The organism is Streptomyces sp. NPDC040610, assembly GCF_055594065.1.
Genome location: NZ_JBVIXA010000010.1, coordinates 59192 through 74383 on the forward strand (window position 1 = coordinate 59192; position 15192 = coordinate 74383).

At 71.6% G+C, this 15192-nt stretch carries 14 protein-coding genes; 8 read left to right on the forward strand and 6 right to left on the reverse strand.

Features of this window, described 5'->3' with window-relative positions; translation table 11 throughout:
- Positions 1 to 389: 389 nt before the first annotated feature.
- The 3 genes from ACZ6AA_RS29665 (at position 390) to ACZ6AA_RS29675 (ending at position 6543) form a co-directional block, all read left to right on the forward strand.
- Positions 390 to 1691: an aromatic ring-hydroxylating oxygenase subunit alpha gene (locus tag ACZ6AA_RS29665; protein ID WP_471460905.1), complete on the forward strand. Its 1302-nt coding sequence runs from the start codon at positions 390 to 392 to the stop codon at positions 1689 to 1691.
- Between the two features lie 140 nt (positions 1692 to 1831).
- Entirely contained in the window at positions 1832 to 3304 is a 1473-nt protein-coding gene (locus tag ACZ6AA_RS29670; RefSeq protein ID WP_468456739.1) for a hypothetical protein, read from the forward strand.
- Positions 3305 to 3492: 188 nt separating this feature from the next.
- The gene (locus tag ACZ6AA_RS29675; RefSeq protein WP_471460909.1) at positions 3493 to 6543 is read left to right on the forward strand and encodes a 3-keto-alpha-glucoside-1,2-lyase-like domain-containing protein; all 3051 of its coding nucleotides are present in this window, start codon (positions 3493 to 3495) and stop codon (positions 6541 to 6543) included.
- Between the two features lie 78 nt (positions 6544 to 6621).
- Here the strand turns inward: ACZ6AA_RS29675 and thpR are convergent, their stop codons facing one another.
- Positions 6622 to 7218: an RNA 2',3'-cyclic phosphodiesterase gene (gene thpR / locus ACZ6AA_RS29680; RefSeq protein ID WP_468456743.1), complete on the reverse strand. Its 597-nt coding sequence runs from the start codon at positions 7216 to 7218 to the stop codon at positions 6622 to 6624.
- A gap of 139 nt (positions 7219 to 7357) precedes the next feature.
- Between thpR and ACZ6AA_RS29685 the strand changes: the two genes are divergently transcribed.
- Positions 7358 to 7825 (forward strand): NUDIX hydrolase, encoded by a 468-nt coding sequence (locus tag ACZ6AA_RS29685; protein WP_468456745.1) that lies wholly within the window; start codon positions 7358 to 7360, stop codon positions 7823 to 7825.
- 135 nt (positions 7826 to 7960) lie between these two features.
- On the opposite strand, the gene ACZ6AA_RS29690 is transcribed toward ACZ6AA_RS29685, so the two are convergent.
- Complete coding sequence (locus tag ACZ6AA_RS29690; RefSeq protein WP_468456747.1) at positions 7961 to 8677, reverse strand: NAD(P)-dependent oxidoreductase; 717 nt, start codon at positions 8675 to 8677, stop codon at positions 7961 to 7963.
- Positions 8678 to 8770: 93 nt separating this feature from the next.
- On the opposite strand from ACZ6AA_RS29690, the gene ACZ6AA_RS29695 reads away from it, so the two are divergent.
- Entirely contained in the window at positions 8771 to 9472 is a 702-nt protein-coding gene (locus tag ACZ6AA_RS29695) for a TetR/AcrR family transcriptional regulator (protein WP_471460919.1), read from the forward strand.
- A 65-nt stretch (positions 9473 to 9537) separates the two neighbouring features.
- Positions 9538 to 10329 carry an inositol monophosphatase family protein gene (locus ACZ6AA_RS29700; protein WP_471460923.1) on the forward strand — a complete coding sequence of 264 codons (792 nt, stop codon included), beginning with the start codon at positions 9538 to 9540 and terminating at the stop codon, positions 10327 to 10329.
- Between the two features lie 34 nt (positions 10330 to 10363).
- On the opposite strand, the gene ACZ6AA_RS29705 is transcribed toward ACZ6AA_RS29700, so the two are convergent.
- Positions 10364 to 10819 (reverse strand): MarR family winged helix-turn-helix transcriptional regulator, encoded by a 456-nt coding sequence (locus ACZ6AA_RS29705; RefSeq protein WP_468481360.1) that lies wholly within the window; start codon positions 10817 to 10819, stop codon positions 10364 to 10366.
- Positions 10820 to 10912: 93 nt separating this feature from the next.
- Between ACZ6AA_RS29705 and ACZ6AA_RS29710 the strand changes: the two genes are divergently transcribed.
- Complete coding sequence (locus tag ACZ6AA_RS29710) at positions 10913 to 11776, forward strand: alpha/beta fold hydrolase (protein ID WP_471460928.1); 864 nt, start codon at positions 10913 to 10915, stop codon at positions 11774 to 11776.
- Positions 11777 to 12219: 443 nt separating this feature from the next.
- Positions 12220 to 13746 (forward strand): glycoside hydrolase family 5 protein, encoded by a 1527-nt coding sequence (locus ACZ6AA_RS29715; protein ID WP_471460932.1) that lies wholly within the window; start codon positions 12220 to 12222, stop codon positions 13744 to 13746.
- 54 nt (positions 13747 to 13800) lie between these two features.
- Here ACZ6AA_RS29715 and ACZ6AA_RS29720 read toward each other — a convergent pair whose 3' ends face one another.
- From ACZ6AA_RS29720 to ACZ6AA_RS29730, 3 genes are all read right to left on the reverse strand, one after another.
- Positions 13801 to 13989 carry a DUF4236 domain-containing protein gene (locus tag ACZ6AA_RS29720; RefSeq protein WP_468456758.1) on the reverse strand — a complete coding sequence of 63 codons (189 nt, stop codon included), beginning with the start codon at positions 13987 to 13989 and terminating at the stop codon, positions 13801 to 13803.
- Between the two features lie 153 nt (positions 13990 to 14142).
- Complete coding sequence (locus ACZ6AA_RS29725; protein WP_468456760.1) at positions 14143 to 14673, reverse strand: hypothetical protein; 531 nt, start codon at positions 14671 to 14673, stop codon at positions 14143 to 14145.
- A 139-nt stretch (positions 14674 to 14812) separates the two neighbouring features.
- On the reverse strand, positions 14813 to 15136 hold the full coding sequence (locus ACZ6AA_RS29730) for a hypothetical protein (protein WP_468456762.1): 324 nt from the start codon (positions 15134 to 15136) through the stop codon (positions 14813 to 14815).
- Positions 15137 to 15192: the final 56 nt, after the last annotated feature.

Genomic DNA, 15192 nt, shown 5'->3' on the forward strand with positions numbered 1-15192 from the left:
GAGCGGGGTGCGGGATCGGCGGATCGGTCGACCGCGGCGAAAGCGGTGCGAACGAGGTGGATATTGGCCTATACCAATCAACCGCGTCAAGGAGTGGTTCCGTGCCGGTGTGTGCTCAAATGTGCTGCACAGGCAAGGGGTTTGGGGTGATCGCGGAGTGGCGGCCGTTCGATGTTGACCCCTGTCTCCCGTGCCCCGGGCGTCAGCCATTGGCCTAGACCTTTAGATGAGGGGCGAGTTTACGTCGATCGCCTGTCTCCCGTGCATCGGACATCCGGATTGCCCGGGTCAGCCAAAGGATGTACCCGAATGTCGTTCAGGCTGTCGATCCCGCTCCGTCGGCCGCGGCGGAGCATGAAAGGAGATCCCGGACTGAAGGCGGTGCCACGATGCTGCACGACGGACTCCCCTCCCCGCACGGCAGACCTGCCTCCCCGCACGGCGGACGTCTTTCCTCGCGCGACGGACGACTTTCCCCGTACGACGGAACCTCGAACGGCGAACTGCCCGCCCTGCTCGGCGAACTGGCCCGGCTCGCCGAGCTTCCCCTGGAGCGCGGCGAGACCCTTCCCGCCCGGGCCTACACCAGCGAGGACTTCCACGAGCTGGAGAAGGACCGCGTCTTCGGCAGCGACTGGGTGTGCGTCGGCCACGTCTCGCAGGTCGCCCGCCCCGGCGACTATCTGCGTACGGACGACCTCGGCGAGCCCCTGGTCGTCACCCGCGACGAGAACGGCGACCTGCACGCCCTGTCGAGGGTGTGCCGCCACCGCTTCATGGACGTACTGCCGCCCGAGACGACCCCCGACCAGGGCTCGCTCAAACGGCTCACCTGTCCGTACCACACCTGGACGTACCGCCTGAACGGCGAGTTCGCGGGGCAGCTCGCGGGCGCCCCGCTGATGAACAAGGTCGAGTTCGACCGCGCCGCCTGCCGACTCCCCCAGCACCGCCTGGAGGTCTGGCACGGGCTGCTGATGGTCAACGCGGACCCGGACGCGGCCCCGCTCGCCCCGCAGCTGACCGCGCTCGACACCACGGTGGCTCCGTACCGCCTCGCGGACCTCGTCGTCGGGTTCACGGCCCGCTGGGACGGCGTCCCCGCGAACTGGAAGGTTGCGTTCGAGAACGGTTCGGAGAACTACCACCACATGGGTTCGCACGCCGACACCCTCGAACGGATCCTCCCCGGCAAGGACACCGTCGTCGACGCCTGCGAGGGGCGCGGGTTCAGCATGTACACCCCGTTCGCCCCCGACATGGAGATCCCGCAGGGGTCGGACGGCATGGACCTGGTGGGCACCCTCATCCCCGGGCTCGGCATGCGCCAGCTCTCCGGCATGACGGTCGCGGGCGTCTTCCCGAACATGGCGATGGCCCTGATGCCCGACAGCGTGGCGTTCGCACGCTGGATCCCGAGGGGCCCGGCCGCCCACGACGCGGTCTTCACCGTCCTGGTCCCCGCGGAGGCCAAGGAGCGGCCCGGCTTCGACGCCTATGTGGAGGCCTCCCGGCAGCAGTTCGAGGTCATCCAGGCGGAGGACCTGGTGGCGATCCGGGGAGTGCAGCGCGGCCTCGCCACCGACCCCGCACCGTCGGGTGGCCGGTTCTCGCACCTGGAGCGTCCGTTGTGGCAGTTCCAGCGGTATCTGGCGGGGCGCCTCGCCGGGGTGGGGGTGGTGACGACCTGAGCGGGCGGTGCGCCTGGAGCGGGCGGCCGCGGAGATCAATATGAACGCAATCCCCGAGCCCTCGTCCGCCCTTTCACCGGTGCCTAGCATCGAGCCCTCCGCGCGAGGGACGCGCCTGGAGGCCCGGGGAAGGACGACTCATGGGCAACTGGCTGACCGCACGGCGAGAGCGCCGTCCACGCATGAACCACCGGCGGAGGTACGCCGACGCCCTGGCCGCTGGCGTCGCTCTGGTCCTCACCGCGGGCCTCGCGGGACCCGCGCCCGCCACCGCGGCCGACCCCGGGCGCCCCCGCCCCGTGGACTGCCCGGCGAGCGTGGGCGCGAAGGCGACGTGCTACACCGGCCGGGACGGCAACGGCGCGTACTACACCATCGCCGTCCCCCGGGACTGGAACGGCTCACTGGTCCTGCACGCCCACGGCGGCCCCGACCTCGGCGCCCGCTCCGACCCGCAGCGCAGCGCCGACGACCTCGGCCGCTGGTCGGTGATGGTGGACGAGGGGTACGCGTGGGCCGGCTCCTCCTACCGCCGGGGCGGCTACGGCACGCGCATGGCGGCCGCGGACACGGAGAACCTGCGCAAGCTCTTCGTGCGGGAGTTCCGCAAGCCGCGGAAGACATACCTGCACGGCCAGTCCTGGGGAGGCGACGTCGCCGCCAAGGCCGTGGAGACCTACGGCTCGCGCGGCGGACGGCCCTACGACGGCGCGCTGCTCACCAACGGCGTGCTCGGCGGCGGCTCGCGCGGCTACGACTACCGCGTGGATCTGCGCGTCGTCCACCAGTACTACTGCCAGAACCACCCCCGGCCGTCCGAGCCCGAGTACCCGCTGTGGAGCGGCCTGCCGAAGGACTCCACGATGACCGGCGCCGACCTCGAGGCCCGCCTTCAGGAGTGCACCGGCCTGGCCTCGGCGCCCGCCGACCGCACGGCCCGCCAGCAACGCAACCTCGACGACATCCTCGCCGTCACCCGGATCCCGGAGCGCACCCTGGAATCCCATCTGAAGTTCGCGACCTTCACCTTCCGCGACATCGTCGACAAGCGGCTCGGCGGCCGGAACCCCTTCGGCAACAAGGGCGTGCGCTACTCCGGATCCCACGACGACAAGGCCCTCAACGCCGGGGTGCAGCGGTTCGCGGCCGACCCCACCGCGGTGCGCGACCTGTCGTACGACAGCGACCTGACCGGGAAGGTAGCGATCCCCGTGCTCACGCTGCACGCGATCGACGACCCGACGGCCTTCGTCGAACACGAGGCGGCCTACCGCGCCTCGGTGCGCGGAGCGGGACGGGACCGGCAGCTGGTGCAGACGTTCACACGGGAGCACGAGCACAGCGGGCTGAGCGCGGCCGAGTACGCCAACTCGCTGGCCGCGCTGGACACATGGGTGCGCAAGGGCAGGAAGCCCACCCCGGCGTCCGTGGCCGCCTCCTGCCCGGCCTTCGACGCGACGTACGGCACGGGCTGCTTCTACGACCCCCGCTTCGTGCCGGGGGAGTACGCCTCGCGGGTGCGGGCGCGGCCCGGCGGGCATGTCTGGCCTGCGATGACGGCGGCGCAGGAGCGGGTGTGGGGGCGGGTGCCGGGGGTGGGGATCGCTCCCTGACGTCCGGCCCGGCAGTGCGGGGGTGGTCGTGGGCGGCGGAGCGGCGGCTGATCGCGCTTTGTCCTGGTTCAAGAAAAAGTCGCGTTCTTTGTCGCGCAAGGGCTTCCGGCTTCGATGAAAGCTGACTAGCGTCCCGCCCCGATTCGCCCGCTCCACTTCACCCGCCTCAGCACCTGCCGGGAGCAGCAATGAGCGCACGGTCGTACCGAAGATTCCGTACTCGCTTGAGCTTATTGGCCGTCGGATCCCTCCTCGCCGGACTCACCGGGGCCACGGGAGTCACCGGAGCCGCCTGGGCGGCCCCCGCCTCGGCACCCGCCTCCGCCCCCGCCGACGATCCGAGCCCCTTCGTCGAACTCCCGCCCCAGGAGCCCGGGGTCACCCAGCGCGTCTACGACATGCAGCAGCCCCTGAACAAGCTCTGCGAGCTCAAGCCCGGGCAGACCCCGAACGTCGACGAGCTGAAGCCGGTCGTCGACTGGAAGGAGGCCGCGGACTTCGGCGGCCTCGCCGACAACTTCGTCTCGCACACCATCGCCAACCTGGACGTCCCGCGGGACGGCACCTACACCTTCCGCCTGACCAGCGACGACGGCTCCCGGCTTCTGATCGACAACAAGCGGGTCGTCGACCACGACGGCCAGCACGGGCCGAGCCCCAAGGAGGGCACGGTCGAGTTGACGGCCGGGTACCACGCCCTGCTCATCGAGCACTTCGAGGCAGGCGGCGAACAGCAGGTCACGCTCGCCTGGAAGCCGCCGGGCGCCGGTGACTTCGCCGTCGTGCCGAATTCGGTCCTGAGCACCGACAAGGGCGTCGTACGCGTGACAGCGCCGGGCCGCAAGGAGTGCGCGAACTCCACCGAGACACCGGGCGACGGGCTGCCGCTGAACGGCGTCCACCCCGACTACCGGCTCACCGACCTCAGGCCCAAGGGGTTCGAGCCGCAGGTCTCCGCGATGGACTGGCTGCCCGACGGCCGTCTCGCCGTGGCCACCTGGGGCGGCACCGACAACACCAAGGGCGAGGTCTACCTCCTCGACAACGTCACCGGCAGCACCGGCCCCGACAAGGTGACCACCAAGAAGGTCGCCGAGGGCCTGAAGGAGCCGATGGGCCTCAAGTACGTCGACGGCTCGCTGTACGTCTCCCAGAAACACGAGCTGACCCGGCTGAAGGACGCCGACGGCGACGACGTCACCGACGCCTACGAGACCGTCGCCACCTGGCCGTTCGGCAAGAACTTCCATGAGTTCGCCTTCGGCCTGCTCTACCGGGACGGCTTCTTCTATCTGAACCTGTCCGTCGCCATCAACCTCGGCGGCGCCACCACCGACCCGCAGCCCGCGAAGAACCGCGGCACCACCATCAAGGTCAACCGCGCGACCGGCGAGGTCTCCTACGTCGCGGGCGGCCTGCGCACCCCCAACGGCATCGGCTGGGGACCCGACGGCGAGCTGTTCGCCACCGACAACCAGGGCGGCTGGCTGCCGTCGTCGAAGCTCCTGCACGTCAAACAGGGCCGCTTCTTCAACCATCACACGAACCCCGACGGGCCGTTCGACGACAAGCCCGTCACGCGGCCCGTGCTGTGGCTGCCGCAGAACGAGATCGGCAACTCGCCGAGCACCCCGGTCCTCCTGAAGGAGGGCACCTTCGCCGGGCAGTTGCTCTTCGGCGACGTGACCTACGGCGGCGTGCAGCGCGCGTCCCTGGAGAAGGTCGGCGGCGAGTACCAGGGCGCGGTCTTCCGCTTCACACAGGGCCTGGAGGCCGGGGTCAACCGGATCAGCACGGGCCCCGACGGCGCCCTGTACGCCGGTGGTCTGGGCGCCGGCGGCAACTGGGGCCAGCCGGGCAAGCTGAAGCACGGTCTGCAGAAGCTGACGCCTCAGGGCGACGACGCCTTCGACATCAAGGCCATGCGCGCCACGAGGACCGGCTTCGAGATGGAGTACACCAAGCCGGTGTCCCAGGTGACGGCCGAGAAGCTCGCCGCCCGCTACCAGGTGGCGCAGTGGCGCTACGTACCGACCGCGGCGTACGGCGGCCCCAAGGTGGACGAGGAGACGCTGCCGGTGCGCTCGGCGACGCTCTCGTCCGACCGCAAGAAGGTCGTCCTGGAGATCCCGGGCCTGAAGCCCGACCGCGTCGTCCATGTGCGCTCGCCCCGCCCCTTCACCGCCGAGGGCGGCAGGAGCCTGTGGTCCACCGAGGCGTGGTACACGCTGAACCGCATCCCCGGAGTGAAGCCCGCCCCGCAGTCCCTGTACGAGGCGGAGGAGGCCCGGCTCGACGGCGGTGCCAGGACGAACACCGACCACGCCGCGTACTCCGGCAGCGGATTCGTCGACGGCTACGGTACGAAGGGTGCCGCCACCACCTTCGACGTCCGGGCCAAGAAGGCGGGCACCTATGACGTCGGCCTGCGGTACGCCAACGGCCCGCATCCCGAGGCCGGGACCAAGACGCTGAGCGTCCACGTCAACGGCGAGAAGGTGCGGCAGGCGAAGCTCCTCTCCACCGGCACCTGGGACAAGTGGTCCACGCACACCGAACGGCTGAAGCTGCGGGCGGGCGCCAACACCATCACGTACCGCCATGACGAGGGCGACACCGGCCACCTGAACCTCGACCTGCTGGCCGTCCACCCCCAGGGCGCCAGGGCCACCCTCTTCGACGGCGCCGACCGCTCGCCGTGGCAGCACACCGACGGCCGCACCCCGCAGTGGCCGCTCGTCGGGGACCGCGCGATGGAGGTCTGCTGCGGCGACATCCGCACCAAGCAGGCGTTCCAGGACTTCAAGCTGCACGTCGAGTTCTGGCTGCCGAAGCTGCCGCCGGACGTGACCGGTCAGGACCGCGCGAACAGCGGCGTGTACCTCCAGGAGCGCTACGAGATCCAGATCCTGGACTCCTACGGCGACGACTCCCCGGCCAACGACGAGGCCGGTGCGATCTACAAGAAGAAGGCCCCCGACACCAACGCGGCCAAACCGCCCGGGACCTGGCAGACGTACGACATCACCTTCCGCGCCGCCCGCTTCGACGACAGCGGCAAGAAGACAGACTACGCGCGCCTCACGCTGGTGTGGAACGGCGTCAAGGTCCACGACGACGTGGCGATCGACGGGCCGACGGGAGCGGGGGATCCCGAGGGCCCGACGGCGGGCGCCGTCCGGCTGCAGGACCACGCGAACGCGGTGCGGTACCGGAACATCTCGGTACAGCCGCTGTAGGCCTCGCGGCCCACGGGAGCCCGGTCGCGCGAGGGGGCGTGAGAGGCCCCTCGCGCGACCGGGCTCGCCGCATGGCCCCTAACCGGCGTGATGACGCTCACCGGCGAAGCTCCAGGCGTCGACGTCCCGGTAGCGGATGGGCCCAGGACCGCGGCCGAAGTTGCTGGCGACCAGGTGCAGACGCTCGGCCTGCCAGGGGCGGCCGGTGAAACCGCTGAGCCCGGCGGCGGCCTCGACCGCGCACGACGGCGTGTCGCGGCGGGCCCGGGCCAGTGTCAGATGAGGGCGCAACGGCCGTTCCGCGAAGCTGATTCCGCACTCCTTGACCACGCCGCGCACGTCGGCGGCGAGCAGACGCAGCTCGTCGAGGTCGCCGTCGATGCCGCTCCACAGCACCCGCTCGTCGAAGTGCCCGCCCCCGCGCAGCGCCAGGGTGAGGGGGCGGTGGGCGGCCGCGAGGTCCGCCAGCGGCGGGCGCAGCACCGACACGGCCGTGGGCGGGACCTCGCCGAGGAACGCCAGGGTGATGTGCCAGTCCTCGATGCGGTTCCAGCGCATCCGCGGGTGCGCGCGGTAGGCGGGGCCGAGTTCCCGCGCCAGTTCCTGTTTCGCGTCGTCGGGCGGGGCGAGCGCGATGAACACGCGCACGGTCTCGGGTGGGATCTCTTGGTTCACAGAGAGTTCGTACCGCACCAGGGTGATGCGACGGCCGTCGGCCCCGCCCTGGACCCTGGAGGAGCCGCGTCCGACCCGGTGGAGTCGCCGACGTGGGCGTAGGGTCCGCTGACATGCAGCCCCCACACGACACGCCGTCATGACCGGCCGCCGCAGCGCCGGACTGCTCCTCCACCGCCGCCCGGGCCCGACGCCCGAGGTGCTGATCGGCCACATGGGCGGACCGTTCTGGGCACGCCGCGACCAGGCGGCCTGGTCGATTCCCAAGGGTGAGTACGGCGACGAGGAGGAGCCGTTGGCCGCGGCGGTGCGGGAGTTCGAGGAGGAACTCGGCCTGCCCGCCCCCGCCGGGCCCTACCAGCCGCTGGGCGAGGTGCGGCAGGCGGGCGGCAAGACCGTGACCGTCTGGACCGTCGAGGCCGACCTCGACCCGGAGACGGTGGTCCCCGGCACGTTCCGCATGGAGTGGCCGCGCGGCTCGGGCCGTGTCCAGGAGTTCCCGGAGCTCGACCGGGTGGCCTGGCTGCCGCTGGACCGGGCGGGGGAGAAGCTTGTGGCGGGGCAGCGGGCGTTCTTGGAGAGGCTGGCTGTGCTGCTGGGAGCCTGAGGGGCGGCGGGGATCGCTACGGCGTGTGCGTCCGGCGGACTCCAAAGGGCACCCGCCGGACCCACAAGGGCGCCCGACCCACAAGGGCGCCCGCCGGACAGGCCCTGGCCAGGCAGCCAGGCAGCCGAGCTCTGGCTACGCGCGGTCGCGCGTGTCCCCGGCGTGGGCGAGGGCGCTGGCGGTGAGACGGCCGACGATCGCCGGTGCCTCCTGGACGAGCGCGTCGTCGGTGAGCGCCTCGACCATGAACAGGGCGAAGTCCACCCGGCGGGTCACGTTGCTGGCCAGCACCGGATCGCCGACGTGCCGACTCCACACGGGCAGGCCCTGGCTCCCGCCCTCCTCGAGGGAACTGCCGCGCACCACGGTCCACCGGGTGTCACTGGCGAACACCCGGCGGCACGCCTCCACTTGGTCGTCGATCTCGACGACGCGGACGAGCCTGCCCAGCAGGGCGGCGACCCGGACGCCCAAGGTGAACATCCGTGAGTACCGGTCCTTGCCGTCGCGCGTGATGTGCCAGCCGCAGGAGAAGACCAGACGCGCACCCGGCCGTGCGTGGTCGAGGACCGCCTGGGCCGTCCCCGACGCGTATTGCCGCACGCCCCAGGGAACGAGGACCGTCAGGACCCCGTCGCACCCGGCGACCGCCCGCCGGATCACCTCCGGGTCGTTCGTGGGCCCGGGGACGACGGCCATCCGGCCTTCGAACGCGGCCAGCTTCGGCACGCTGCGCTCCCGGCACACGCCGACCACCTCGTAGCCGCGCTCCAGCGCGTGCCGGACCATGTACTGGCCGAGTTTCCCCGAAGCTCCGATGACGCAGACCTTCTTCACACGATCCGTACCCATGGCGCGGCCCTTCGCCGGAATGCGTACCTTATGTTGTAAGGCAAGCTAGCCTTATGCTGTAAGACGGTCAAGGGAAGCGATCGGGAGGTGCACATGCCCGAGGGCCGAAAAGGGCGGCGCGGGACTTCGGCGCGCACTCCGCGCACTCCGCGCACCCCGCTCAGCCGCGAGCGGGTGATCCGTACGGCGGTGGCGGTCGCGGACGAGAAGGGCTCGGCCGCGCTCACCATGCGGGCCATCGCCGAGCCGCTGGGCGTCGAGGCGATGTCGCTCTACCACCACGTCGCGGGGCGGGAGGACGTGCTCGACGGCATGGTGGACGCGGTGTTCGGCGAGATCGACCTGCCACCGCACGGCACGGACTGGAAGAGTGCCATGCGCCACCGCGCGGCCTCCGCCCGCACCGTGCTCCGGCGCCACCCGTGGGCCGTCGCCCTGATGGACTCCCGTTCCCGGCCGGGCCCCGCGACCCTGCGCCATCACGACGCCGTCATCGGCGCGTTGCGCGCCGGAGGGTTCTCCGTCGCCATGACGGCGCACGCCTTCTCGCTGATCGACAGCTATCTGTACGGCTTCGTGATCCAGGAACTGAGCCTGCCGTTCAGCGGCTCGGCGGAACTGGGCGAGGTCGCGGGCGCCATCCTGGACGAGATGCCCGCGGACGCCTACCCCCACCTCACCGAACTCGCCACGGAGCACGCCCTCAAGCCCGGATACGACTACGCCGACGAGTTCACCTTCGGCCTCACCCTCATCCTCGACGCGCTGCACCCGGACGAGAGCGCGAGGGCCTAGGACCCCGGGGGTCCTCCGGTTCGCCGCCTCCGGGAGGGGCGGCGGGCGGCGATAGTCTGCGCGGCATGATCAACTCATATGCGGATGCTGCGGATGTCGAGGTTGCCATAGCCGGGGCGAGCGCCGGCGCGGACGTGGTGCGCGCCCTGTACGGGCAGCGGCTCTCCCGGATCGACAAGGGCGCCGGGGACTTCGCCACCGCCGCCGATGTGCGGGCCGAGAAGGCGATCCTCGACGTCATCCGTGCCGCGCGGCCCGATGACGCGGTGCTCGGCGAGGAGGGCGGGCGGCACGGCGCCGACGACGCCGCGCGCCGGTGGCTGGTGGACCCCTTGTGCGGCACGCTGAACTACGCCGTCGGCAACATGCTGGTGGCCGTGAACGTGGCGCTGCGCGACGGGGCGGCGGCGGTGGCCGACCCGTTCGGCGGCGAGGTGTTCTGCACCGACGGCACCTCCGCCTGGGTGCGGCGGGACGGCGCCGACACCCCGTTGGCGCCGACGCCCGCCACGCAGTTGGTGGACGTCAATCTGGACCCGCCGTTCCCGAGCGCCCCCGGGTTCCGGGCCGTCGACCTGCTGGCCCACCCCGACTTCGGCGGACGGTTCCGGCCGCGGGTCGTGTCCACGACGCTGGCGCTGGCCTGGGTCGCGGCCGGCAAGCGCGCCGCGTACGTCACCGACGGCGGCGACCTGTCGGGGAGCGTGCACTTCGCGGCCGGCATCGCGCTCTGCCGGGCCGCGGGGTGCGTGGTCACCGGGGTCGACGGCGCCCCTATCGGGCAAGGGGGCCGCGGACTTGTGGCGGCGGCAGACGCCGGGACCCATGAACTGCTGATGTCGATGATCCGCGGCTGAGGCGGACGCCGGATCTCCCTCTCCGCCCTGGAACTCAGCGGCCCGCGGTGATCGTGGCCTCGATGCCGGTGAGCGCGGCGAGCTGTTCCCGTGACAGCAGCGCGGCGAAGTGCCGCTGGACGGACGCCAGATAGGCGGGGGTCGCCTCGTCGAGCGCCGCGCGTCCGGCGGAGGTCAGCAGGACGTCGTCGCCGCGGCCGTCGCGCTCGCACGCTTCGCGCGCGACGAGACCGCGGCGCTCCATGCGGCCGAGGTGCCGGGAGAGGCGGCTGTGCGCCCAGTGCAGGTGGGCGGCGAGGCCGCTGACGCGGATGCAGGTGTCGACGGACGCCAGCGCTGTCACGGCGGCCAGGACGTCGTAGTCGGCCATGGACAGGCCTGTGTCCTGCTCCAGGTCGCGGGCGACCTCCGCGTCGATGAGCAGGGGCAGCGCCCGGTAGGCGTGCCAGGCGGCGAGGGCGGCGGGTTCGGGCCTGTGACTCGGGGGCATGGGGCCAGTCTAACCAAGTTGGTGACATGTAACGGAGGTGTCCGCTACTGTCTTCGTTACACGTAACGAAAATGACGGGAAGGCGGCACCCCCATGCGTAACACCGAACACTTCATCGAGGCCAACGGTGTCGAGCTGTACGCGCAGACCTTCGGCGACCCCGCCGACACGCCGCTCCTGCTCCTTCACGGTGCCGGGCACTCGATGCAGGCGTGGGACGAGGAATTCATCGGGCGCCTCGTCGCCGGTGGCAGACACGTGATCCGGTACGACAGCCGCGACGCGGGCCGCTCCACCGGATTCCCCGCGGGCGAGCCGCCGTACGACCTGCGGGCCCTGGTCGCCGACGCCGCCGGACTGCTCGACGGGCTCCGCCTGCCGTCGGCCGAGATCGTGGGCATGTCCCAGGGCGCGGCCGTCGCGCAGCTGCTCGCCCTCGACCACCCGGACCGGGTCGCCGCCCTCGCCCTCGCGTCCTCGACTCCGGGAGGGCCGGGGCACGACCAGCCCGACCTGCCGCCCATGTCCAAGGCGCTGGAGGCGGTCTTCGCCGAAGAGGCGGCGGCGCCCGACTGGGACGACCGGGCCGCCGTCGTCGCGTATCTCGTCGAGGGCGAGCGCCCCTTCGCCGCCCGCTCGCGCCCCTTCGACACCGACGCGGTGCGCGCCCAGGCGGAACGGCTCGCCGACCACGCACGCGACATCGCCGCGCAGGTCACCAATCCCTTCCTGATCGACGCCGGAGCGCCGTGGCGGGACCGCCTGGGTGCGATCACGGCGCCGACGCTCGTCCTGCACGGCACCGAGGACCCGCTGTTCCCGCTGGAGCACGGGCGCGCGCTCGCCGCCGAGATCCCCGGCGCCGGGTTCCTCGCCATGGAGCGGACCGGCCATGAGGTGTTCCCGCGCGGGGTGTGGGGCGAGGTGGTCCCGGCGCTGCTCGGGAACGGGCGCTGAACCGGCGCGGGGTGAGGGGGCGTCCGGAGTGGTCGGCCCTTCCGGGCCGCCTTCTCGACCGGCGGGCCGGCGACGGACTCCAGGGTCTCGTCGACCGGCTGTCGGCCTGCTTCCTCGGCCTGCGCGGGATCCGCGCAGGAGGCGTCGGACGGTTTCGATCACTAGGTCGTCGGGGTCGTACCCGGCCCGGGAACGGACAGCTCCGAGCGGGACGGATGGATGTGGGCCCGCGTCAAGGGCAAGACCGAGAACCACCTGCTCGCCCTGCCCATGCGCCGTCCTCCACGTCCGAGACATCAACGAAGCCGCCCGGGGCGAAGGCCACCAGGCCGCCCCGCCTCGTGCGCGCGGGGACGAGCAGTTCTGAGGGTGTCCTGGACCAAGCCCCGTTCATCCGTCAGTGTGGAGGCTTCGTACGCCTTCCGCAGTCAGGGGCATGCGCCATGGGTAGACGCTCGTGCGTCCGGGGAGAGAGTCCGCACGTCCGGGGAGGGCGCCGCGCACACCGCCTTGGCCTGGCGGCCCTGGTCGCGCTGATCGCCACCGTGCTCCTGGGCGCGGGCCTGGCCCCTGCCGCCCCGAACCGGAAGGTCGAGGACGGCGTGCGCGGCGGGTCGTCTTCCTTGTCCGGTACGGAAGTTGCCTCCACCACCCCGTCCGCCGACGGCATCCCCCGCCTCACCGACGACCGGGGCCGCACCCTCACTCTCCGCGGCTGGAACGTCGAGGACAAGCAGCACACCGGCGAGGACGCCCTGAGCGCCATCACCGAACGGCACTTCGCCGACCTGCGCGCCAACGGATTCAACTTCGCCCGCCTGCTGGTCTTCTGGGACGACCTGGAGCCGCGGCGCGGCCAGTACAGCGAGTCGTACCTGCGCAAGATCCGACGGATCCTCGACTGGGCGCAGCGGTACGGGATCCACGTCGTCATCGACGCCCATCAGGACGTGTTCGGGCCCGCGTTCGGCCACCGCGGCATCCCGGAGTGGGCGACCCGCACCGACGGCCTGCCCTTCGCCCCGCACCCCGACGACTGGTTCGCCGAGTACTTCGAGCCCGCCGTCCAGCGCGCCTTCACCCACCTCTACGAGGACGCGGACCTGCGGCGCGCCCAGGAACGCATGTGGCGCCTCCTCGCCGACCGCTTCGGCACGCACCCGGCCGTCCTCGGCTACGACCTGATCAACGAGCCGATGGGGGAGCTGCGCGAAGGCGAGGACCTGGCGACCGCCGCCCGCCGCATCGAGGCCACGCACCTCACCCCGATGTACAACCGCCTCGCCGACGCGATCCGCACCCGGGACCGCTCGAACTGGCTGTTCGTCGAGCCGACCCCGATCGTCGGCGAAGGCGTACCCACCGGCCTCGGCCGCATCAAGGACCAACGGGTCGTGTACGCCCCGCACTTCTACAACGCCGCGATGGAGGCGGGCGCCGACTACGACCCCGCCGCGGGCTGGATCACGGCGTACGAGAAAGCCGTCACCGCCTACCCCCGCGAGCAGTCGATCCCGGTCGTCGTGGGGGAGTGGGGCCCGCTGAACAGCGGCCTGCCGAACATGCGCCGCTTCCACGACGACGCACTCGCCTCCTTCACCCGCTACTCATCGGGGTGGGCGGCCTACGTCTGGTGCTACGGCGGCGGCTACTGCGCCCTCGACCGCGAAGGACGCTTCCGTACGAACAAGGAACGCACCGCCACGCCCTACGCCCCCGCCGTCGCGGGCGCCGTGCGGGCCGAGGGGCACGACGCGGAACGCGGCACGTACCGCCTCGCCTACCGGGCGGCGAAGCGGCCGGGCCCCAGCGTGCTGTCCCTGCCGCCGAGCGCCACCGGCTGGCGGATCACGGTGTCGGGCCGGGGGGTGTGGGTCAGTGCGCGGAGCGTGCCGCCCGGGCAGGCCCGACAGGTGTGGGTGCGGGCGCCCGGCGGTACCGACGTGGTCGTGACGGTACGGCCGGGCTGAGGCGGCCGCGACGGACTCTCGGCGGCGACGCCCTCCCTCGGCGGTGGCGCGTGCTCAGTGCCGGTGGTGGTCGCGCCGGACATGGATCGACCCCGGCAGATCCAACGACGACGAACGCCGCCCGTCGGAGTTGATCGTGTGGTGCCCGCGCCTCCCGCCCAGCGTGATCGACCACTTGCGGCCGTTGATGTGCACGCGGACCCCCGGAAGGACCCGGAACGACTTGCGGAACGTGATGGACATGGTCGACTCCTCGAACTCCTATGACCGGCCGAGGACTTGGCCCCCGGCCCGGTGCATACCCCGTCCCGAACACCCTCGCGCACGCCCCCCGGCCCGAGCGGCTCCCGACCGATCCCGTAGCCAGGCCGTGACAATGCCCCGACGCGTCCGGAGTCAGTACTGCCCGTCGACCGGAATCCAGCCGGACCACGTCTCGGGCAGGTAGAACTTGCCGTTGCCGCCGTCGTAGCGCATGACCCGCAGCCGCACCTTCCCGTTCTCGCTGTAGTCCTTGTTGCACGTCGCCCAGGTGTCCGCGCCGAGCTTGTTGATGCAGACCGCGGCGGGCCGGCCGTAGTCGGTGTAGATCCCGATCGCCGCGGACATGCCGTCCTTCTCCGTGTCACGGGCCCAGACGATGTCGCCGCTGTGCTGGAAGCAACCCCTGGCGCCGTAGGCGGAGGTCGTTCCGAGGCACGCCTCGGACGCGGCGGCTGCCTTCGGTGCGGCTCCCGTGAACGGAACCGCGGCCTCGGGCGCCGGGGCGACCCCCTCGAGAATCTCCACATCCGCCGGCATCTGCACTTCCTGGAGGCCGCCCCCCGGCGCCTCGTCGGCCAGTGCGGGCGCCGCAGTGACGACCGAGACCGCAAGTGCCGACGCACCTGCGAGAACACTCAACTTCACTCGCCAGTTCGCACGCATGATCCGCTACCCCCGCCCCCTGACCCCACATCCGAGGTCACTGTTTCAATTGTGAACGAGATGTGAGGTTAATGGATCTTCGGATGTGGCGGAAGGGGCTTCTCGTGGCGGGAAGTCGCTTGTGCGGGAGGTCGCCCATTCACCGCGTGCCAGGCGCTCCTGCCGCCGGTTCGCCGTCGGTGGTCTCGGCGAACGAGACGTCGAGAGCGCACTTCTCCGGGATCTCCGCGGCAGAGGTCGCACACTCCGTCGCGTCCCGTCCCGCTGCCCGCGGCGCGCCCGCCTGGCGCTTGCCCGTCTCGATACGGCCCTTCAAGTCCTCGGCGGAGGCAGGCTTCTTGGGGGCGGAGGGACCGGCGGGCCGGGTGGTGTCCGCGGCATCGGACGAGGAGGAACAGGCAGCGGCGCCCGCCGTGGCGGACAGGACGAGTGCGGCGGAGGCCGCGACGGTACGAAAGCGCATAAAAATCCCCCTACATGGACGCTCAGAGGCCCGAATCAACAGTTGATCTACGATGC